At 35.1% G+C, this 20,043-nt stretch carries 23 protein-coding genes; 13 read left to right on the plus strand and 10 right to left on the minus strand.

The window, feature by feature from the left end:
• Positions 1–174: a YtzI protein gene (gene ytzI, locus ABC346_RS00535; protein WP_413233031.1), complete on the minus strand. Its 174-nt coding sequence runs from the start codon at positions 172–174 to the stop codon at positions 1–3.
• A gap of 390 nt (positions 175–564) precedes the next feature.
• Here ytzI and ehuB point away from each other — a divergent pair, with 390 nt between their 5' ends.
• The 4 genes from ehuB to ehuA all read left to right on the plus strand — a co-directional run bounded on the left by ehuB (position 565) and on the right by ehuA (position 3,661).
• A complete protein-coding gene (gene ehuB / locus ABC346_RS00540; RefSeq protein ID WP_413233032.1) occupies positions 565–1,431 on the plus strand; it encodes an ectoine/hydroxyectoine ABC transporter substrate-binding protein EhuB in 867 nt (288 codons plus the stop codon).
• A gap of 99 nt (positions 1,432–1,530) precedes the next feature.
• A complete protein-coding gene (locus tag ABC346_RS00545; protein WP_413236489.1) occupies positions 1,531–2,190 on the plus strand; it encodes an amino acid ABC transporter permease in 660 nt (219 codons plus the stop codon).
• Positions 2,190–2,891: an ectoine/hydroxyectoine ABC transporter permease subunit EhuD gene (gene ehuD / locus ABC346_RS00550; protein WP_413233033.1), complete on the plus strand. Its 702-nt coding sequence runs from the start codon at positions 2,190–2,192 to the stop codon at positions 2,889–2,891. The genes ABC346_RS00545 and ehuD overlap by 1 nt, the downstream gene beginning before the upstream one ends.
• On the plus strand, positions 2,891–3,661 hold the full coding sequence (ehuA, locus tag ABC346_RS00555) for an ectoine/hydroxyectoine ABC transporter ATP-binding protein EhuA (RefSeq protein WP_413233034.1): 771 nt from the start codon (positions 2,891–2,893) through the stop codon (positions 3,659–3,661). Before ehuD ends, ehuA begins: the two co-directional genes overlap by 1 nt.
• Before the next feature lie 77 nt (positions 3,662–3,738).
• On the opposite strand, the gene murB is transcribed toward ehuA, so the two are convergent.
• The 3 genes from murB to ABC346_RS00570 form a co-directional block, all read right to left on the minus strand.
• A complete protein-coding gene (gene murB / locus ABC346_RS00560) occupies positions 3,739–4,662 on the minus strand; it encodes a UDP-N-acetylmuramate dehydrogenase (protein WP_413233035.1) in 924 nt (307 codons plus the stop codon).
• 67 nt (positions 4,663–4,729) lie between these two features.
• Positions 4,730–5,548: an alpha/beta hydrolase gene (locus tag ABC346_RS00565; protein ID WP_413233036.1), complete on the minus strand. Its 819-nt coding sequence runs from the start codon at positions 5,546–5,548 to the stop codon at positions 4,730–4,732.
• A 104-nt stretch (positions 5,549–5,652) separates the two neighbouring features.
• Entirely contained in the window at positions 5,653–6,465 is an 813-nt protein-coding gene (locus ABC346_RS00570) for a histidinol-phosphatase HisJ family protein (RefSeq protein WP_413233037.1), read from the minus strand.
• Positions 6,466–6,581: 116 nt separating this feature from the next.
• Between ABC346_RS00570 and hisZ the strand changes: the two genes are divergently transcribed.
• Genes hisZ through hisC form a run of 9 tightly spaced genes read left to right on the plus strand, consistent with a single transcriptional unit; the run spans position 6,582 to position 14,089 of the window.
• A complete protein-coding gene (gene hisZ / locus ABC346_RS00575) occupies positions 6,582–7,799 on the plus strand; it encodes an ATP phosphoribosyltransferase regulatory subunit (RefSeq protein ID WP_413233038.1) in 1,218 nt (405 codons plus the stop codon).
• A gap of 5 nt (positions 7,800–7,804) precedes the next feature.
• On the plus strand, positions 7,805–8,431 hold the full coding sequence (hisG, locus tag ABC346_RS00580) for an ATP phosphoribosyltransferase (RefSeq protein WP_413233039.1): 627 nt from the start codon (positions 7,805–7,807) through the stop codon (positions 8,429–8,431).
• A 4-nt stretch (positions 8,432–8,435) separates the two neighbouring features.
• Positions 8,436–9,719, plus strand: coding sequence for a histidinol dehydrogenase (hisD, locus tag ABC346_RS00585; protein WP_413233040.1), 1,284 nt, complete (start codon positions 8,436–8,438; stop codon positions 9,717–9,719).
• Entirely contained in the window at positions 9,712–10,296 is a 585-nt protein-coding gene (gene hisB, locus ABC346_RS00590; protein WP_413233041.1) for an imidazoleglycerol-phosphate dehydratase HisB, read from the plus strand. The genes hisD and hisB overlap by 8 nt, the downstream gene beginning before the upstream one ends.
• A 13-nt stretch (positions 10,297–10,309) precedes the next feature.
• A complete protein-coding gene (hisH, locus tag ABC346_RS00595; protein ID WP_413233042.1) occupies positions 10,310–10,915 on the plus strand; it encodes an imidazole glycerol phosphate synthase subunit HisH in 606 nt (201 codons plus the stop codon).
• Positions 10,912–11,634, plus strand: a complete 723-nt coding sequence (gene hisA, locus ABC346_RS00600) for a 1-(5-phosphoribosyl)-5-[(5-phosphoribosylamino)methylideneamino]imidazole-4-carboxamide isomerase (RefSeq protein WP_413233043.1) — start codon at positions 10,912–10,914, stop codon at positions 11,632–11,634. Before hisH ends, hisA begins: the two co-directional genes overlap by 4 nt.
• Positions 11,624–12,388, plus strand: coding sequence for an imidazole glycerol phosphate synthase subunit HisF (gene hisF, locus ABC346_RS00605; protein WP_413233044.1), 765 nt, complete (start codon positions 11,624–11,626; stop codon positions 12,386–12,388). The genes hisA and hisF overlap by 11 nt, the downstream gene beginning before the upstream one ends.
• A complete protein-coding gene (gene hisIE / locus ABC346_RS00610; protein WP_413233045.1) occupies positions 12,385–13,032 on the plus strand; it encodes a bifunctional phosphoribosyl-AMP cyclohydrolase/phosphoribosyl-ATP diphosphatase HisIE in 648 nt (215 codons plus the stop codon). Before hisF ends, hisIE begins: the two co-directional genes overlap by 4 nt.
• Positions 13,025–14,089 carry a histidinol-phosphate transaminase gene (hisC, locus tag ABC346_RS00615; protein WP_413233046.1) on the plus strand — a complete coding sequence of 355 codons (1,065 nt, stop codon included), beginning with the start codon at positions 13,025–13,027 and terminating at the stop codon, positions 14,087–14,089. Before hisIE ends, hisC begins: the two co-directional genes overlap by 8 nt.
• A gap of 56 nt (positions 14,090–14,145) precedes the next feature.
• Here the strand turns inward: hisC and ABC346_RS00620 are convergent, their stop codons facing one another.
• From ABC346_RS00620 to ABC346_RS00645, 6 genes are all read right to left on the minus strand, one after another.
• Positions 14,146–14,865: a SurA N-terminal domain-containing protein gene (locus ABC346_RS00620; protein WP_413233047.1), complete on the minus strand. Its 720-nt coding sequence runs from the start codon at positions 14,863–14,865 to the stop codon at positions 14,146–14,148.
• A gap of 261 nt (positions 14,866–15,126) precedes the next feature.
• Positions 15,127–15,840 (minus strand): DsbA family oxidoreductase, encoded by a 714-nt coding sequence (locus tag ABC346_RS00625; protein WP_413233048.1) that lies wholly within the window; start codon positions 15,838–15,840, stop codon positions 15,127–15,129.
• Between the two features lie 146 nt (positions 15,841–15,986).
• Positions 15,987–17,012 (minus strand): siderophore ABC transporter substrate-binding protein, encoded by a 1,026-nt coding sequence (locus ABC346_RS00630; RefSeq protein ID WP_413233049.1) that lies wholly within the window; start codon positions 17,010–17,012, stop codon positions 15,987–15,989.
• A gap of 229 nt (positions 17,013–17,241) precedes the next feature.
• Positions 17,242–18,018, minus strand: coding sequence for an iron ABC transporter ATP-binding protein (locus tag ABC346_RS00635; protein WP_413233050.1), 777 nt, complete (start codon positions 18,016–18,018; stop codon positions 17,242–17,244).
• Positions 18,015–18,971 carry an iron chelate uptake ABC transporter family permease subunit gene (locus ABC346_RS00640; RefSeq protein ID WP_413233051.1) on the minus strand — a complete coding sequence of 319 codons (957 nt, stop codon included), beginning with the start codon at positions 18,969–18,971 and terminating at the stop codon, positions 18,015–18,017. Before ABC346_RS00640 ends, ABC346_RS00635 begins: the two co-directional genes overlap by 4 nt.
• Positions 18,958–19,914, minus strand: coding sequence for an ABC transporter permease (locus ABC346_RS00645; RefSeq protein ID WP_413233052.1), 957 nt, complete (start codon positions 19,912–19,914; stop codon positions 18,958–18,960). The genes ABC346_RS00640 and ABC346_RS00645 overlap by 14 nt, the downstream gene beginning before the upstream one ends.
• Positions 19,915–20,043: the final 129 nt, after the last annotated feature.

A 20,043-nucleotide genomic window follows, 5' to 3' on the forward strand; every position in this document is an offset into this window, starting at 1 on the left:
TTATTCTTTTTTTCTACCTTGATCGTTCTCCTCTTCCTCATCGTCTTCATCTGGAAGCGGATCAATCTTATGCTTATATCCATATCCTTTAGACAGGGTTAACAACGATAACCCAACGACCATTGCTACGACAACTACAGATACAATTATGACAGTTATCATTGAACCAGACATTCTATCCCTCGCTTTACATACTTGCTTCTTTTAGAGTATCGAATATACAAATTTCTTTCAATCACAATATTTTGATTCTAACCACTTTTTACAGCAAATCCCATGTATTTCCAAGCATATATAATTATATAAAAGTATATCTCTGTATAAGTCTTCTTATATTCTTTAAATATAAAAATATAAAGATTAATTGTAAATTATCAGAATATACCGCATTTGAGAAGTTGTTCATATCTCTGTAACATGTTTAGTAACGAATGTTGGGCGAACACCACATTCTTTTTTTTAGACTATAATGCGGTGATATTTTACTAGAGATAATAGAATCCAATCCGTATTCATAGTTATTTTTTCATAGAATTAAATAAAATTACTAGGAGGTCAATTAAGTTGAAAAAAAAGTTAATACCTGTAGTCATACTTAGTGCAATGCTAGTTTTCTTAGCTGCCTGCGGTTCTGACAGCGGTAGTTTAGAAGACTTACAAGATGCAGGAACTGTGGAAGTTGGTTTCGCAAATGAATCTCCTTATGCTTATGAAAATGATAATGGTGAATTATCAGGAGCATCGGTTGATATTGCAAAAGCAGTCTTTGCAGAACTTGGTATCGATAATGTGGAAGGAAAGCTTTCTGAATGGGGAGAATTAATCCCAGGTGTTCAAGCTGGCCAATTTGATGTAATTACCGCTGGAATGGCCATTCAACCTGCTCGTTGTGAAAATGCCTTATTCAGTGAACCTACCATGCAGTATGGGGAAGGACTTGTTGTAGCTGCTGGAAACCCTCACGGTCTAGAAAGCTATCAAGACATTGCTGATAACCCCGATGTAACAGTAATCGTAATGGAGGGTGCAACTGAGATTGGTTACTTAGAAGAAGTTGGAGTGAACCCTGATCAGATCACTACTGCAGGTGATATTCCTGCAACATTCTCCGCGGTTCAATCTGGACGTGCTGATGCAACAACCGGAACAGAGATGACTGTTCGAGAAAATTTTGCTTCTGCTAATACAGATGACCTGGAACTTGTAGAAACATTTGAGCAACCAGATATTCCTGGTGTTCCAAGCTATGGTGGAGCAGCATTCCATCCTGATAACGAAGAGTTACGTGATGCTTATAATGAAAAATTAAAAGAACTAAAAGAAGATGGAACTGTGGCTGAATTGCTTGAAAAGAATGGCTTTCACCCTGAAAACAACTTTGTAGAAGATGGTTCTGTTACGACCGAACAGCTTTGTAATGGGGAAGTTTAATTTAATTTGATAGACTCCATAGGGTCCGTTTCCCTGCCCGAGGGAGCGTACCCTATTTTTTTGTTGTGAATACTAAAATGAGATAAGGAGTGAATCACCATTAGTGATACAATTGATATTATTAGTCAACTCTCCCGTGGGTTGGGAATAACTGTTTCCATACTAATTGCTTCAGCTATACTAGCATACTTCATGGCTTTTTTCGCTGGACTTTGTCGTCTTTCTAGCTCGAGAATTGTACGTGTTGCTACTGGGTTTTATATTGAAATATTCCGAGGAACATCATTGATTGTTCAATTATTTTGGCTATATTATGCCATCCCAATCATTTTCGGAATTCAATTAGGAAATAACTGGGTAATAGGTGTGATTGCGATTGGTTTAAACTACGGAGCATATCTATCTGAAGTAGTACGTGGATCGATCATTTCTGTAGATAAAGGACAAACAGAGGCTGCGGTTGCATTGAATATGTCGAAAAAACAACGTATGCGTCTTATTATCCTTCCTCAAGCAATACGGATGATGTTACCGGAGTTTGGAAACTATACGATTCAAATGCTAAAAGGTACGTCACTTGTATACTTAATTGGATTAACAGATATTCTTTATTATGGAAATATGATGCGCAATACGAACCTAGACCTTTCTCCACTTATCTATATATTAGTACTAGTTTTCTATTTCTTACTTGCATTACCTTTAATTTGGTTTACAAGAAAAGCAGAAGACATATCGAAGAAAGGAGTTGCTAGTTAATGGGGTTTAGTTTTGAAACTTTTATAGATGCCCTACCCTATGTTCTTGATGGAATTTGGGTAACAATTGGTTTAACATTTGCTAGTTTCGCCTTTGCACTCATCTTTGGGTTTGTATGGACATTTCTAAGACGTGTACCAAATAGACCATTTAATTTCATTGTCACTTGGATAATGGAATTTATTCGTTCCACTCCTCCGATTGTACAGCTGTTCTTTATATTCTATGCTTTACCTACACTTCCTGTAATCGGTGTATCACTTCCACCATTTTTATGTGGTGTAATTGGATTAGGAGTTCATTTCAGTACGTATATCGGAGAAATCTATCGTTCTGGTATTGAAAGTGTTGATAAAGGCCAATGGGAAGCTTCAAAAGCTTTAAATTTCTCTACTTGGGATAAATGGAAAAAAATTGTTTTACCACAGGCAATACCACCCACCATTCCCATGTTAGGTAATTATTTTATAATTATGTTTAAAGAAGTGCCACTAGCTTCCACCATAACCGTAGCAGGAATTATGTCTATGGCAAGATCCTATGGTTCAGAGCACTGGTCTTATGTAGAACCATTGACCATTGTAGGTATTATTTTCTTAGTATTGAGTCTACCTTCTGCTATGCTGATTAAGCGATTAGAGTTAAAATTTAATAGACGCTTCGACAAAAACCAAATCAAGAAAAAAGGAGCCTTAACGTAATGACAGAACCGATAGTAAAATTTAAAGATATCCATAAGTCCTTTGGTGATGTAGAGGTATTAAAGGGAATTAATTTAGATATTCATCCAGCTGAAAAAGTTGCAGTGATTGGTCCTAGTGGTTCTGGTAAAACGACTATTATCCGAATGCTTATGACATTAGAAGAACCAACCGATGGTGACATTATTGTCGGAGGGAAGAACCTCTGGAAAATGGAGAAAAAAGGGCAAACAGTTCCTGCCAATGAGAATCACTTACGTGAAATACGTGGAGATATCGGTATGGTATTTCAACATTTTAATTTGTTTCCACATATGACAATTTTAGAAAATTGCATGACTGCTCCTATTAATGTAAAAAAAGAACCGAAAGAAGAAGTTAAAAAACGTTCCATTGAAATGTTAGATCGTGTTGGCCTCGGAGACAAAGTGGATAACTACCCTAGCCAACTATCTGGTGGGCAAAAGCAACGTGTTGCGATGGCCCGTGCACTAGTTATGCGACCGAAAATCATGTTGTTTGATGAGGTTACTTCTGCACTTGACCCAGAGTTAGTAGGAGAAGTACTGAATGTAATACGTGATATTGCAAAAAACGATGATATGGCGATGATTCTCGTAACACATGAAATGGACTTTGCTCTAGATATTGCCGATAAGGTTCTATTCTTAGATGAAGGGGTAATAGCGGAACAAGGTACGGCTAGTGAAGTAATTGAGCACTCTGAAAATGAAAGACTTCAGGAATTCTTACATCGCTTTAGAGGCTAAATCATTCGTGAAAAATGTTATATGAAAGAAAGACAAAAAAGTGCTATCCGTTAAAAGTAAAACGGATAGCACTTTAATTATTCTACTGGATCTTCTCCAATAATTCTTACTTCACGTTCAAGCTGTACACCAAACTTATCGTTAACTGTTTTTTGTACGTGTCGGATTAAATTGATATATTCAGTGGCACTTGCATTATTCTTATTAACAATAAATCCAGCATGTTTTTTTGATACTTCTGCTCCACCAATTTGTGTTCCTTGTAACTCACTATCTTGAATAAGTTTTCCAGCAAAATACCCTGGTGGACGCTTAAAAACACTTCCACAAGATGGATATTCAAGTGGCTGCTTTGATTCTCTTTTATAAGTTAAATCATCCATAATTTCTTTAATATCAATTGAAGCAGCTTTATTTAATGCAAAGGTTGCCTCCAAAACAATATATCCATTATCCGGAATATTACTTGTGCGATAATCAAGGTCTAGCTCCGCGGCAGTCAATGTACGAATGTCTCCTTCTTTTGTTGCTACAATCGTACTTTCCAAAACATCCTTGATTTCCCCTCCATAGGCACCAGCATTCATATAAAGTGCTCCGCCTACAGAACCGGGAATTCCACAAGCAAATTCTAACCCTGCAAGACTTTCTTTTAATGCCGCTCTAGATGCATCAATAATACGCGCTCCACTTTGAGCCATTATTTTATCTTCTTCCCTCCAAATAGAGGCAAGTTTTTGTAAGTTCATTACAATACCGCGAATTCCACCGTCTTTTACAATAAGGTTGCTACCATTACCTAACATTGTAAAGGGAACTTCTTCTTTATTGGCTAATTTAATAATATCTTGTACTTCACTATACGTTTCAGGTGTAATATAGACATCTGCTTTTCCACCTAACTTCGTATAGGTATGATTTTTGATTAATTCATTAACCATCACATTTTCTTCAGAAGTAATACGTGATAGTTGATCATACAAATGATGGCTGACTTTCATATTTATCATTCCTTTAATCGTTCAACTATTTAATATGTTTCCATCTAAAACCTTATTCCATTGTAAGTTATTCATCTGATTCCTGCCACAAAAAAGAATAGATCAATTTGTCGACTTTCACACTTTCATGCAGACCACTATGCCCTAGTTCTTGATTTTCAATTACTACTTCTTTAAAGTTCTCCGGTGGTATAATACTTCGTAAAGTTGCTACACTTTGTGGGACTGCTACAGAATCTCCTGTACTGGCAATATTTAATACTTTTACATCGCTTGGAAATGTCATTGTCTGTAGGAGCTGAAGTGCGTTTGAACCTGGTTTTAAATCTTCTGCTGCCTCGTCATTATGAATTTGGAAATATTCTTCACTATATATCCCATCAAAAGGACTACCAATTGTTATAAGTTTATCTACTTCCGGATATCCTTGCGATGCATATTCCATCGTATACTTCAAAGCAATAATTCCACCCATTGAATGCCCAACCAAATTAACTCGATCTATATTATACGTCGACTGCATATGCAGTAGTACTGCAGAAATCCATTGCGCACTATCAGCAAAACTAGCCCGATTATCCTCTAATACTATTTGTACAAATGTAGGAGCATATCTTCCTTTATTTAAATTATAATCCAGTACCTGACCATCTTTGGTTACATAATAGACAAATCCCTTATTTCCCCAACCATATTTATTTTCGAATCGATCCAACATGAACCCAAAAGACTGCTCTGTACCTTTGTATCCATGAATAAATACAGTTGGCTCTCCCTCGTAAATTTCAGAACGAGTATCACCTGGATAATATAAGAACACAAATACTACCACACCTATTAATATAACTATGCCAACTACTAAGCTGATGATTGATTTTTTACCCACGTTTATCTTCCTTTATAACTGTACCAACATTCATATTAAATGTTATAGGTTTAATTTCTTCACGTTATTATACCATTCCTTTAGTAACACAAACACTAAATCGATTATTTTCTATATATCTTTTTTACTTCCTCAATAGATGTGAACGTTGGTAACTGATTCTCATAAGAAGTAATATGAGTAAAACCGATTGATTGCAATAGTTCCAATGAATCTCGGAAGCTTTGTGAAATTTCGTTTGGACGGTGAGCATCCGACCCTATGGTTAATATTTCTCCTCCCAGTTGACGGTAGAGCTCTAATATTTCTTTACTTGGAAGTCCTGCCTCTAAACCATATTTATAGCCTGAAGTATTTAATTCAATCCCCTTACCTTGATCAATTACAAGTTTCAATATTGCTTCAAGAACATCGAAACATTCATCTTTACTTGTCTGCTTTGCATAGCGTCGAACTAAATCAATATGCCCTAATACTTGATAAGAACTAAACTTCTGTATACACGCATATAACTCTTCATAATATTGACGATAAGCAGTCTCTACTGATTTATTCTGAAAAAAATCACCTGAATGCAAGTCTGCTTCCTTCGTTGCGTGCATGGAACAAATTACAAAGTCAGGCTGCAAAATGTTTACAAAATCCGCTGTTTCATCTAATACATGCGGTTGTACCCCAACTTCTACACCTTTTAAAATGGTTAATTGGTTTTGATACTTGCTTTGTAGTTGTTCTATAGTCTTTGTATATTTATTCGGATCAAATGTAAAATTCCATTCTTTATCTGGATAATCTATATCTAAATGATCTGTGAAACAAATTTCTTTTAGTCCTTTTTGAATAGCAGATTGTACCATTGCTTCCATTTCAAAATCGCCGTCCGCGGAAAAATTACTATGCATATGAAAATCGAACATTTCTTAAACCTCCATTGACATTTTTTCTGATTATTTATATAATACTATATAACTTTAATTAGATAAAGCAATAAAGCAGTAAAATATTAAAGAATTAATTGTTAAAGGAGTATATGATGAGAAATTACAATTTCCGTAATCGAACATCCTTTCCTGAAGGTTATCAAGAAAAATCGAATGTAATAAAACAAATACAAAATCGTTTTTATACGTATGGGTATGACCAAATCGAAACACCACTATTTGAAGATTATGATATGTATAGCAATGTACAAGGAACCGTTCATCAAGATGATATGGTGAAGGTGATCCATCCCTCTGGTAAAGTACTTGTATTAAGGCCAGATGTAACCATACCAATAACACGACAATATGTAGAGACAGATATGAATAATCACTATCAACGTTTCTCATATGTTCTTGATATCTTTCGATATAATGAAACCCAACAAGCATACCGTACTCAAGCAGGCGTTGAATTCTTTGGAGATGAAAGTCCAGAAGCTGATGCTGAAGTTATCGCACTTGCAATTGATAGTTTAAAAGATTTGAAAGTAACTCCTTTTAAATTAGAAATTGGTCATTCCGGTATCTATAAAGAACTACTTGCACAGGCAGACCTATCTTCTCAAGAACAACAAACTTTGCATGCATTAATTCAGTCTAAAAATATATCAGAAACATCAAGCTTTCTGAATCATTTACCCCTTGATCAAGACTTAAAACAAAAAATAGAGCTGATTCCCATGTTATACGGTGATCCTTCGACAGTTATAGAGAAGGCTCAAGCATTAGTAACCAATGAGAAGATGCAAAACGTTGTGAACACATTATTCGAAGTCTATTCATTATTAAAGGACTATCAAATAGAAGAATATATTTCGCTTAATCTTGGTTTGATTAATAATATGAATTATTATTCTGGAATTATTTTTCAAGGTTTTACAGAACAAATCGGTCAACCTATATTAATGGGTGGTCGTTATGATCATCTCAGTTTGCAGTTTGAAAATGAAATACCAGCTGTAGGGTTTGCTTTTGAAGTTGATAAATTACTAACCGTGATTGCTCAGGAAGATAATTCATTGATTAAACAAGCAGACTTCCTTATTGAGTATCAATCGAATTGTCGACAAGATGCATTATTACTAGCCAAAAAAATTCGTCAAGCCAACCAAAGAGTCGTTATACAACCAATAGAAATATCGTCCGAATTAAAAGCAACTAACATCATACAAGTAGACTTAGATAGTTACCAATTAAAGAATTCAAAACAACAAAAAACATTTTTATCCATTGATCAAACATTACAACATGTATTAAAAAAGGGGTGAATATGATGCAACCAGTTACTATTGCTCTTGCAAAAGGAAGACCAGCGAAACAAACCATTAAGTTACTCCAAGCTGCAGGTTTAACATTCGAAGAACTAGATGCATCATCTAGAAAGCTTGTATTTTACAATGAGGATCAATCTGTACGGGTAATTTTTCTAAAAGGAATGGATGTACCTATTTATGTAGAGAAAGGTGCAGCTGATATTGGCATTGTCGGTAAAGACAATATTATTGAATCCCAAGCAGAAGTTTACGAATTACTTGACCTTGGCATTGGAAAATGTAAGTTCTCGATTGCGGCTAAGCAGGGTGTGTCTCTTTCTACAGATAAAGAAATCACTATTGCAACCAAATATCCAATTGTTGCAAAGCGTTACTTTGGTCAAAAAAATCAATTGATTGATGTTGTTAAATTAAATGGGTCCGTTGAGCTTGCTCCTCTTATTGGACTAGCAGATTACATTGTAGACATTGTGGAAACAGGAAATACATTAAGAGAAAATGGATTAGAAATTCTCGAAGATATCGAGACAATAAGTACAAAAGCAATCGTTAATAAAGCTAGTTTCGCTACACGTTCTACTGAAATACAACGCATCATTAATCAATTGAGTACAGTGGTGGGGTGAAAACATGGAAATACTCTCTTTACGTCAATGGAAGCAACAGCAGGCTGAAAAGTCTTCAAATATTCGAAACAAGCAAGTTGATCAAGATGTTCTCCGTATTATTGAACAAGTACAATTACAGGGAGATGAAGCATTAAAGCAATATACGCGTCAATATGATCAAGTACATCTTCATTCATTCGAGGTTACGAATGAAGAGTGGGAACAAGCGATCAAAAAAGTAGACGCAGCATTATTAGATGCTCTAGAAGTTGCAGCTCAAAATATCCGACGCTATCAATCTGAAATGATAGAATACGGCTGGTCAATTACTCCAGAATCAGGAGTAAAACTAGGCCAACAAGTAAATCCACTTGATCGCGTTGGAATCTATATTCCTGGTGGAAAAGCAAGCTACCCTTCTACGGTACTCATGGATGCAATTCCAGCAAAAGTCGCCGGAGTGAAGGAAATTATCATTACCTCTCCACCTAATAAAAATGGCGAAATAGATCCAGTAGTCTTAGCAGCAGCAAAAATTGCGGGCGTTACGACGGTTTATAAAGTTGGAGGAGCTCAAGCAATTGCAGCACTTACTTACGGAACCGAAACGATTTCTAGTGTCGATAAAATTGTCGGTCCAGGAAATATATATGTTACTCGAGCGAAGAAATGGGTGTATGGGGATGTAGCGATTGATATGATCGCCGGTCCAAGTGAAATTTGTATTTTTGCAGATTCCAATGCCCCCGTTTCCTATGTTGCAGCAGATTTACTCTCACAAGCCGAACACGATGAAGAAGCAACTTCACTTTGCATTACAACTGACCCTTCCTATGCAAAGTTATTGCAGGAAGAAGTAAATCGTCAAATCCCTTTATTAGAACGAAATGAAATCATTGAAGCTTCTATTTCTCAAAATGGAAAGATCATCATTTGTGAGAACAATGAAGAAGCAATTGATACTATAAATCGACTAGCACCAGAACATTTGCAATTGATGACTACTGATTCAGAAGAAATCAGCACAAAAATTAATCATGCCGGCGCAATATTTATTGGTAATTATTCAAGTGAGCCATTAGGTGATTATTTTGCTGGTCCAAGTCATACTTTACCGACTAATGGCACAGCGAGATTTTCTTCTCCTCTAGGAGTCTACGATTTTGTTAAAAAAACGAGTCTAATTCAATACTCAAAAAGCAAGTTAGAAGAAGCTGCAGATACAATTATTACACTAGCAGAAGCTGAAGGGCTAACAGCTCATGCAAATGCAATTCGTATTCGAAAGGAGAATGACAATGCGTAAAGCATCTTTAAGCAGAAAAACCAATGAGACATCTGTTAATTTATCTCTACAATTAGATGGAGAAGGAATATCCACTATACAAACAGGAGTAGGTTTCTTAGATCATATGCTAACGCTTTTCGCTAAACATGGTGGTATAGATTTAGATATATCTTGTAACGGAGATTTAGAAGTAGATCAGCATCACACCGTGGAGGATATCGGAATTGTGCTCGGTCAAGCGGTGCGTGAAGCTTTAGGTACTAAAGAAGGAATTACTCGTTATGCAAATGTTATGAGCCCGATGGATGAAGCATTATCTTCGATTGCATTAGATATAAGCGGACGTTCTTACCTTGTCTACAACGTGGAAGGATTAAAAGAAAAAGTAGGTACCTTTGATACAGAATTAGTGCAAGAATTTTTCCAAGGATTTACTAGTAACGCTCAAGTAACACTCCATATTAATCTATTATACGGAGTTAATTCTCATCATATTATTGAATCGATTTTTAAAGGATTTGGACGTGTTATTCGTCAAGGTTGTTCCATCGATCCAAATCAAAAAGGAATACCTTCAACAAAAGGAAGTTTATAAGGAGGCTATCACATTGATTGCAATTATTGATTATGGAGCAGGAAATATAAAAAGTCTTCAATTTGCATTAGATAAATTAAATAAGCATTCCATTGTTACAACAGATGCAACAGAAATTAAACAAGCAGAATCGATTATTTTACCTGGTGTCGGAGCCTTCAAAGATGCAATGGATGCAATTCGTCAGCTTCATTTAGATACAGTTCTGCAAGAAGAAGCACAAAAAGGAAAACCAATACTAGGAATCTGCCTAGGAATGCAGCTATTTTATGAACAAAGCCTTGAGAACGGAGATTGGGAAGGGCTAGGACTTCTAAAAGGATCGATCGAACGGATCTCTAGTGAAGTAAAAGTACCGCATATGGGATGGAATACATTAGACATTCAACAAACTTCACCATTATTTGATTCAAAGCAAGAAAATCCCTATGCATACTTCGTTCACTCTTATGCCGTTTCTTCTTACGAGAAAAATACATTACTTGCGAGTTCTCAATATGGACAGCTGATTCCAGCTATCGTTCAAAAAGGAAATATAACCGGTATGCAATTTCATCCAGAGAAAAGCGGAGAATTTGGGATTGAATTACTAAAAAGATATGAGGAGATGATTGTATGATTATCTTTCCAGCAATTGATATTCGAAATGGTAAATGTGTTCGACTAAGACAAGGCGACTATAATCAAGAAACAATCTATAGCGATTCTCCTGTTAAAATGGCAAAAGAATGGGAATCTGCCGGAGCGGAATATATACATGTTGTGGATCTAGATGGTGCAAAATCAGGAGAATCAAATAATATCAAAATAATCCAAGATGCCGCTCAATCGCTCTCTACTCCTATTCAATTAGGTGGCGGAATCCGATCACTCGAAGTCATTGAGAATTATATCCAAGCAGGTGTAAGTCGAGTGATTCTTGGAACAGCAGCAATTAAAGATACCGCATTTTTACAAACTGCCACTGAAAGATACGCTGAGAAAATAGCAGTATCGATTGATGCCAGAAATGGTTTTATCGCTACTGATGGTTGGACAGAGAATAGTACGGTTGAGGCAATTCCTTTTATTCAACAGTTAGAATCAATCGGAGTAAAAACCATTATCTACACAGATATTTTAAAAGACGGAATGATGAGCGGTCCTAACTTCCAGGAACTAGAAGCGGTACAACAAGCCACTACCATGAACATTATTGCTTCTGGAGGGGTTACTACAAAAGAAGATATTCAACAATTAAAAACCATGAATCTTTATGGTGCAATTATCGGAAAAGCACTCTATGACGGTTCCATAAAATTACAAGATATATTGGAAGGTGAAATGGATGCTCGCTAAACGAATTATTCCTTGCCTAGATGTTGATAATGGGAGAGTAGTAAAAGGGAAAAAATTTCTAGATATACAAGATGTTGCTGATCCAGTTGAATTAGCAAAACGATATAACGAAGAAGGTGCTGATGAACTTGTCTTCTACGATATTACTGCTTCTAATGAACAACGAGGGATATTTTTAAATGTTGTTGAGAAAGTAGCAAAAGAAATCGCCATCCCGTTTATGGTTGGTGGAGGAATTCGTACAACCAAAGATATCCATCAAGTTCTCCGATCTGGAGCTGATAAAGTATCGATAAATAGTGCAGCTGTTCAACGTCCTGAACTTATTTTCGAATCAGCGCAAAAATTCGGCAGTCAATGTACGGTCCTATCTATTGATGCAAAAAAGGTGTCAGCTGGAAAATGGAATGTTTTTATCAATGGAGGTAGAAAAGATACGGGGATTGATGCTATTGAATGGGCGAAGAAAGGCGAATCTTTTGGCGCTGGTGAAATTGTCGTAAATGCTATGGATGCAGATGGCGAAAAAAGTGGCTACAATCTCCCCTTAACGACAGCCATAGCAACAGCAGTGAACATACCGGTAATTGCAAGTGGCGGAGCTGGAAAAATCGAACATTTCTCAGAGGTGCTTTCACAAGAAATAGATGCCGCTCTAGCAGCTTCTGTTTTCCACTATGATGAAATCAAAATACCAGCACTTAAAGATTATTTGAATGATCAGGATATTTCTGTAAGGAGGAATGCGAAATGATCAAAACTATTTCTATCGATAATTTACAATTTGATGAGAATGGATTGATACCGGCCATTGTACAGGATCACCGTTCTGGACAGGTATTAACCTTAGCTTATATGAATAGTGATTCTGTCACCAAAACAATCGAAACAAACGAAACTTGGTTCTTTTCTAGAAAAAGACAGGAACTTTGGAATAAAGGTGCTACCTCAGGAAATAAACAAACAGTAAAACAAATTCACTTTGATTGTGACGCTGATGCACTTCTTGTACTTGTGGAGGCACAAGGTCCAGCATGTCACACAGGAGAAGAAAGCTGCTTTTATGAAGATTTGTATATAAATGACGTTGCGTTACTTCAAATAATTCCTCAAGTGACAGCTAAAATTAATGAGCGTCATGAACATCCTGTTGAAGGTGCATACACCTCTTATTTATTTGAAAAAGGTGTAGATAAGATTTTGAAAAAAATTGGAGAGGAAGCTACGGAAGTTGTTATAGCTGCTAAAAACGAAGATAAACAAGAATTAACAAGCGAATTATCAGATCTTCTATATCATTCTCTCGTACTCATGGAACAACAAGGAGTTACATTAGAAGATATAAAAAAAGAGCTATATAAACGTCACGTTGAGAAAGAAGGACAACAACGTGAGTAAATTTTGGAGTTCTCTAGCTAAACAAGTAGAGCCATACATCCCTGGAGAACAGATAAATGATGATACGATTATCAAATTAAATACAAATGAAAATCCGTACCCTCCGTCTAAACAAGTAATACGAGCCATTGATGAAGCGTCTAAAAACTTGAGGTTATACCCCTCTCCAACAGTTGATGAATTAAGAAGCGAAATTGGAAATATTAATGAGCTAAGTAAAGATCATATATTTATTGGAAACGGGTCTGATGAGGTACTTGCTTTCAGTTTCATGGCATTCTTTGAACCAGGAAAAAGAATCAAATATCCAGAAATCACTTACAGTTTCTATCCGGTCTATGCAAAGTTATTTAACATATCCTCTGAGCAAATCATGTTAAATGACGACTATACGATACCTATAGAGCGGTTTTATGATTCCGACGGAGGAGTAATATTCCCTAACCCTAATGCTCCAACTGGCATTTATTTAGAATTAGAAGCGATTAAGCAAATACTTGAAAACAACCCTAGTCATGTAGTGATTATAGATGAAGCATATATCGATTTTGCTAAAGAGAGTGCGGTATCCTTAGTTGAAGCATTTCCGAATTTACTTATTATCCAAACCATGTCGAAGTCTCGTTCACTTGCAGGATTACGGATTGGATTTGCCATAGGTAGTCCCGAACTAATAAACGGATTAGAAAGAATTAAAAACTCATTTAATTCTTATACCGTTGATCGATTAGCCATTGCAGGTGCTATTGAAGCCATAAGAGATAATGATTATTTTCAACAAACCACTACAAAAATTATAGAATCTAGAACCTATTTAAAAAATCAATTAGAAGCAAGACATTTCGACATTCTCCCATCGCAAGCTAACTTCTTGCTTATATCTCATAAAGAGGTGAATGCTGAATCGTTATATCAAGAGTTGAAAAAACAAGGGATTCTTGTACGGTATTTTCAAAAACCTGGTCTAGAAAATTTCTTACGTATTTCAATTGGAACACCAGAACAAATAGAAAAGCTCTTAGAGAAAATAGACCACATAATAAAACCATCGCCATAATGTTGGCGATGGTTTTATTATGTGGTAGTTCTATTAGGTCGCTTGCGCCTTTGTTCTTAAATCTTTTTATCAATTTCTGCAGATTCTTTAAGTTCTTCTACCTTTTGAGCATATTGTTGCTGTTGTTTTTGCTGTTCAATAGAAGCTCTAATTTGGTCTTCTACTTCAGAAAGTTCTTGAGCTTCTCCTTCACTTTGTTCTGTCATTTGATTGTAGAGTTCTTCAACTTCTTCATCTGTCACTTCTACTTCAAATTCTTGTTCTACATATTCCATTGTTGTTAAATCATATCTTAATTGATTCTTAAAGTTTTCTTCCGTCATGTTTAATTGTTCTAACATCGTATTGAATTGTTCTTCATCTGCACTTTCTTTATATGCTTTTAATTCTTCTTCTAATTCTTCATTTGTTACTTCAATTCCTACATTATTCGCTTCTTGAAGCATTAATTCTTGTTCAACAAGAAAATCTACTGTTTGATCCTTTAATGCATCTAAATCACTTGTATCTTGTCCAGATTGATGCATCATTGATTTCACAAGAGAATACGCAGCGTTATACGTAGTTCCATTCACTTCCGAACCATTTACTACTACAACAGATTCACCCTCATCAACAACTTCTTCATCTGTAATTTCTAAGGGCTCTTGTTGTTGCGTTTGATCCTCTTGATTTTCGGCTTGATTAGCTTGTTCTTCACTTGCTTCTTCATCATCACTACATGCTACAAGGAACATGGTTAAACTTAATATTATCAATAGCGTCCATTTTTTCATCGCTACATCCCTCATTTCTTAAGTAAGTCTGGTTTCATTCAATCATACATTATTTACGTTATCAAATGTCTGAATTGTCTGTAATAATCAAAAATCGCTTTATAACGGGAATAGCAAGCATTTGGTTACAGTTCGATAACAAATTTTACTTACTTTTACGATAAAAATTCTAACTTCTTCGTGTAAAGATGTTCTTCCCTTTCACTTATTCTCTTGGATATTAGTGAATATTCCCGGTAACATACTGGATTAATACATTAATTAACAACCACAGTCTTCATCTGTACAATATGAAGTTTCAGTATTCCCCGTATCGATCATCTTCAATTTAGGATTTTCCTTTTCCTCTTGCCATACCTTGGTTAGAACCTCATGAAATACTTCTTCAGGTTGTGCTCCAGACACCGCATATTTTTCATTAAATACGAAGAAAGGAACTCCTTTAACTCCAATTTGACGTGCGGTATCAATATCTTCATTAACCCGATTAGTGAATTTTTCGGTGTTCAACACCTCTCGAACTTCGGAAGATTTTAATCCTACTTCTTCTGCTAAACTTATTAAAGTCTGATGATCACTTAATAATTCTGAATCTGTAAAATAAGCATACAGGAATCGTTCTGTTATTTGTTTCTCTTTGCCTTGCTTTGCTGCAAGCTTGGCGACACGATGAGCATCGAATGTATTTGAATATTTCATATCATCAAAGTTATAGTCTAAGCCCACCTCAGATGCTTGTTCCTTTACTTGACGATTCATGTTTTGTACTTGATCAAGTGGCATCCCTTTTAATTCAGAAAATGTATCATAGAAACTTTTACCGGGGATATGTTCTGCACTTGGATCTAATTGATAGCTTTTATACTCTATTGTAACTTTATCACTTTGTTCAAATTTATCTAATGCTTTCTCTAGTCTTCTTTTTCCAATATAACAAAATGGACATACAAAATCAGACCAAACTTCTATTTTCATCAAAAGCACCCCTTTTCTAGACGTAATTGTAGCACAACCCTATTAAAAAGGAAAAATTACTTGCTTCATCATATCCTTGAAAATGCAAAAAATCCGAACTCAATTCACTAATAATGTGAATTGAGTTCGGATTCCATAATAAACAATTATTTTAATTCATTGAGGACTTCATCAATCTTGTCTAACTCGGATTGTAATCCGCCTCCACCTAGGTACCAAAGTGGTCCATCTAGGTAAATTATATTTTCATTCTCATATGCTGTAGTTTGTTTAATAATATCGTTTTCTAGGTCAGATTCTATATTAGAATCTCCGCCGACTGCTGCAGTACGATCAATGACAAATAATACTTCTGGATCGAAATCAAGGACTGCTTCAAAACCAAAGTTAGAACCATGAGAAGAGGATTCAATATCTTTCGTTACAGGCTCAAATCCATATAGTTCATAAATGTATCCAAATCTTGAATTTGTAGCAAATCCAGATAGATTTCCTTCATTGTACATCGTTACTAAGCTTGTTTCATAATTGCCAGCTACTTCTTCTAATTCTGCTAGAGCTGCATCGTATTTATCAAGATATTCTTGAGCTTCTTCTTCTTTATCAAACATCTCAGCAGCAATATCTACAGATTTTAAGAACGTATTCCAATAGTCATCCTCTTGTGTTCCAATAAAAATAACATTTGGAGTGATTTCTTTTAATTGATCATAGAAAGCTGACTGACGTCCAGAAATGAAAATTACATCTGGTTCTAATGAAGCAATTTCTTCAAGGCGTGGTTCTTTTAATGTACCAATGTTTGCATACTCATCTGATTCATATTCAGAAAGATTTTCTGGAAGTGTAGAATCTTTTGGTACCCCAACAATTCCTTCTACCCCTAGTGTATCTAATGTATCTAACATACCATAATCAAACACGACAATGTTTTCCGGCATAGAATCTAATTCAACATCTTCAAAAGTATAGCTACTACCATCTCTACTTTCTGATGAAGATACAGTTGGAGAAACCGTCATCGGATATGCAGCGTTTTCATTCTCTTCCGTAGTTTCCTCTGATGCATTATTATCAGTAGATTCTTCAGATGCATTTCCTTCATCTGATCCACACGCTGCTAATACTAAAGCTAAAACTATAAGTGCTATAGCTAATTGCCATTTCTTCATGTACTTCTCTCCTCTTCTGTATATGTACTATGTATTTAATTAATAATGATAATCATTATCAATTAGCACATGTATAATTATAAGTGCCTTTTTAACTCCAGTCAACAGTAATATTACTTCTTTGTAATATTATTTTAACTTTTTGTCACACTTATTTATTTTTTTATAAAAAACCTAGAGAAAAGATCAAAATTATATGCTTCTCTCTAGGTACTTTTTAATAGCTATACTAATTTACTTCTGTGTGTGAATTAAAGTATACGCAAATACGACATCCATTTTGTTCCTGAATAGGTATATCCATATCATAAATTTCTCTTAATGCGGTAGAATTAATTATTTCATTGGTTGGTCCATTTTTGACAAGCTTTCCATTCTTTAATGCTACAATTTGATCAGAATACACAGAAGCAAAATTAATATCATGTAAAACGATTACTACAGTTCTACCCAACTCATCAACAAGCTTACGTAAGATTTTCATAATTTGTACAGAATGCTTCATATCTAAGTTATTTAATGGTTCATCAAGCAAGATATAATCCGTGTCTTGTGCAATAACCATGGCAATGAAAGCTCTTTGTTTTTGTCCACCAGATAATTCATCTAAAAACTGCTCTTCCATATCCTTTAGATTCATATACTTAATTGCTTGATCCACATATTGTTCATCTTCACTCGTTAAACGACCTTTTGAGTATGGATAACGTCCAAATGATACTAACTCACGAACAGTAAGTCTTACATTAATAAAATTCGCTTGTCGTAATATAGCAACTCTTTTCGCAAATTCATTGGACTTCCACTTGTTAACTTCATTTTTATCCAATAATACTTCACCTGAGTCAGAGTCCAGTAATCTACTGACCATCGACAATAATGTAGATTTACCAGCTCCATTCGGTCCGATAAAAGATGTAATTGTACCTGGCTTTATCGTTACAGATACATCATCAACAACTTTCTTTTTTGAGAATTTCTTAGTCAAACTCTTCATTTCTATCATCTTGACGACCTACTTTCTTTTAATAATAGGTAAATAAAGTAAATCCCACCAACAAAGTTAATAATGACACTTAACGTCGTTCGTAATTCAAAAATATGCTCAACTAAAAACTGCCCACCCACAAGTGCGATTATACTAATTAAACTAGATCCCAAAATTAAAACAGAGTGTTTGTAGGAAGCTAAAAATTGATAAGCTAGATTCGCTACAATTAATCCTAAAAATGTAATTGGTCCTACTAAAGCAGTGGAAGTAGCTATGAGTATAGATGATAAGATTAGTACTTGCATCACCATTCGGTCATATTTAATACCTAGATTAATTGAATTTTCTCGACCTAGTGACATTACATCTAGTTTATTTAACATAAAATAGCCAAATATAAATGAAATTAACAAGATTCCTACAGCAATATATAGAATTTCAACATTTACTCTAGAAAAATTAGCAAATAATAGTGATTGCAATCCTAGATACTCGACTGGATCAATAAGCACTTGTAAGAACGTTACAAAACTGCCTAAAAATGTTCCTATAATCATTCCGATTAATAATAATAAATAAACCGGATGCTTATCTGCTCTGAATAAGAATCGATATAAAAGGAATGCAAAAAGAACCATTGCTAGTAATGCTGCTCCAAAGTTTAAGTATTTATTCAAGACCCACATCGACATCGAACCTGCAAAGAAATAAATCAGTGTTTGAACTACTTCATACATGGAATCTATTCCCATTACCGATGGTGTTAAAATACGATTTCGTGTGACAGTTTGAAAGATAACTGTCGCATACGAGATAGCAATACCTGTTATTACCATTGCAAGAACTCGGTTCATTCTTCTAGGGAAAGCATAATCAAAGCCACCCTTAATATCATAAAAAGCATAAAACAAAATACAGAGTAATCCTATAACGGCTAAAAATACCAACTTTGTACTATTTTTTCGCATATGCTCTCCCCCTAAACAACATAATTAAGAAGATCGCACTACCGATAACTGCTACAGTTACGTTCACAGGGATCTCAAACGGATGTATCACAATACGTCCAATAATATCGCACACTAGTAAGAACGCAATTCCCATTACCGCCGTATGTGGAATCGTTTTCCGTAAGTTATCTCCTAAATATAGAGAAACAATGTTTGGAACAATTAACCCTAGAAATGGTATAACTCCAACAGTAAGTACAACAGTTGTAGAGATAATAGCTACTAGTACAAGCCCGATATTCAGTACAACTTTATAACTCAAACCTAGATTTTTTGCGAATTCTTCACCCATACCTGCAACTGTAAATTTATTGGCATAGATATATGCTAAAATGACAGCTGGAACACTTACATATAGCAATTCATAACGACCAGCGATTACTAACGTAAAGTTCCCCATTAACCAAGAAGATATATTTTGGAGAAGGTCTGACTCATAGGCAAAAAACGTCGTTATTGAAGATAAAATATTTCCATACATGATACCAATTAATGGAACAAATATGGCGTCTTTAAATTTGATACGGTCTAAAATTTGCATAAAGACAAGTGTTCCAATTAATGCAAACGCGAAACTAAAAATCACTTGTTGTGTATATGTAACATTTGTAAAAAACAACATGGATATTAAAATTCCGAGCTTAGCTGCATCTAATGTACCCGCAGTCGTTGGTGAAACAAATTTATTTCTGCTAAGTGATTGCATAATTAGACCTGCAATACTCATTCCAGCTCCTGCCAATATAATCGCCATTAAACGAGGTACTCGGCTAATAAGAAATGTTTGGGTCTTATCAGACTCCCAATCTAGTAAATCGGTTACCTTAATATCAATTGCTCCTATAAAGAGCGAGACAAATGACAAGATTACAGTAAAAATGATTAATATCCATAACTTCATAAATAATCCTCGTATCCTCTAATATTTACAACTCAATTGAAAATGATTATCATTACTAACTACGGTTTTAATTATATAAAAGGCTAGGAGTAAAATCAACCTGAGTTAGCTAAAAAAACTAGAAAATTA

Source organism: Oceanobacillus phoenicis (assembly GCF_047238145.1).
In the GTDB taxonomy this organism is placed as follows: Bacteria; Bacillota; Bacilli; order Bacillales; family Amphibacillaceae; genus Oceanobacillus.

Bases quoted from the DNA above. Each gene is read 5' to 3' on its own strand.
- hisA (WP_413233043.1), top strand. From the start codon at position 10,912: ATGATTATCTTTCCAGCAATTGATATTCGAAATGGTAAATGTGTTCGA.
- hisD (WP_413233040.1), top strand. From the start codon at position 8,436: ATGGAAATACTCTCTTTACGTCAATGGAAGCAACAGCAGGCTGAAAAG.
- ABC346_RS00625 (WP_413233048.1), bottom strand. From the start codon at position 15,840: ATGAAAATAGAAGTTTGGTCTGATTTTGTATGTCCATTTTGTTATATT.
- hisF (WP_413233044.1), top strand. From the start codon at position 11,624: ATGCTCGCTAAACGAATTATTCCTTGCCTAGATGTTGATAATGGGAGA.
- murB (WP_413233035.1), bottom strand. From the start codon at position 4,662: ATGAAAGTCAGCCATCATTTGTATGATCAACTATCACGTATTACTTCT.
- ehuD (WP_413233033.1), top strand. From the start codon at position 2,190: ATGGGGTTTAGTTTTGAAACTTTTATAGATGCCCTACCCTATGTTCTT.
- ABC346_RS00630 (WP_413233049.1), bottom strand. From the start codon at position 17,012: ATGAAGAAATGGCAATTAGCTATAGCACTTATAGTTTTAGCTTTAGTA.
- hisB (WP_413233041.1), top strand. From the start codon at position 9,712: ATGCGTAAAGCATCTTTAAGCAGAAAAACCAATGAGACATCTGTTAAT.
- hisIE (WP_413233045.1), top strand. From the start codon at position 12,385: ATGATCAAAACTATTTCTATCGATAATTTACAATTTGATGAGAATGGA.
- ABC346_RS00640 (WP_413233051.1), bottom strand. From the start codon at position 18,971: ATGCGAAAAAATAGTACAAAGTTGGTATTTTTAGCCGTTATAGGATTA.
- ytzI (WP_413233031.1), bottom strand. From the start codon at position 174: ATGTCTGGTTCAATGATAACTGTCATAATTGTATCTGTAGTTGTCGTA.
- hisZ (WP_413233038.1), top strand. From the start codon at position 6,582: ATGAGAAATTACAATTTCCGTAATCGAACATCCTTTCCTGAAGGTTAT.
- ABC346_RS00570 (WP_413233037.1), bottom strand. From the start codon at position 6,465: ATGTTCGATTTTCATATGCATAGTAATTTTTCCGCGGACGGCGATTTT.
- ABC346_RS00635 (WP_413233050.1), bottom strand. From the start codon at position 18,018: ATGATAGAAATGAAGAGTTTGACTAAGAAATTCTCAAAAAAGAAAGTT.
- hisG (WP_413233039.1), top strand. From the start codon at position 7,805: ATGCAACCAGTTACTATTGCTCTTGCAAAAGGAAGACCAGCGAAACAA.
- ehuA (WP_413233034.1), top strand. From the start codon at position 2,891: ATGACAGAACCGATAGTAAAATTTAAAGATATCCATAAGTCCTTTGGT.
- ABC346_RS00620 (WP_413233047.1), bottom strand. From the start codon at position 14,865: ATGAAAAAATGGACGCTATTGATAATATTAAGTTTAACCATGTTCCTT.
- ABC346_RS00645 (WP_413233052.1), bottom strand. From the start codon at position 19,914: ATGAAGTTATGGATATTAATCATTTTTACTGTAATCTTGTCATTTGTC.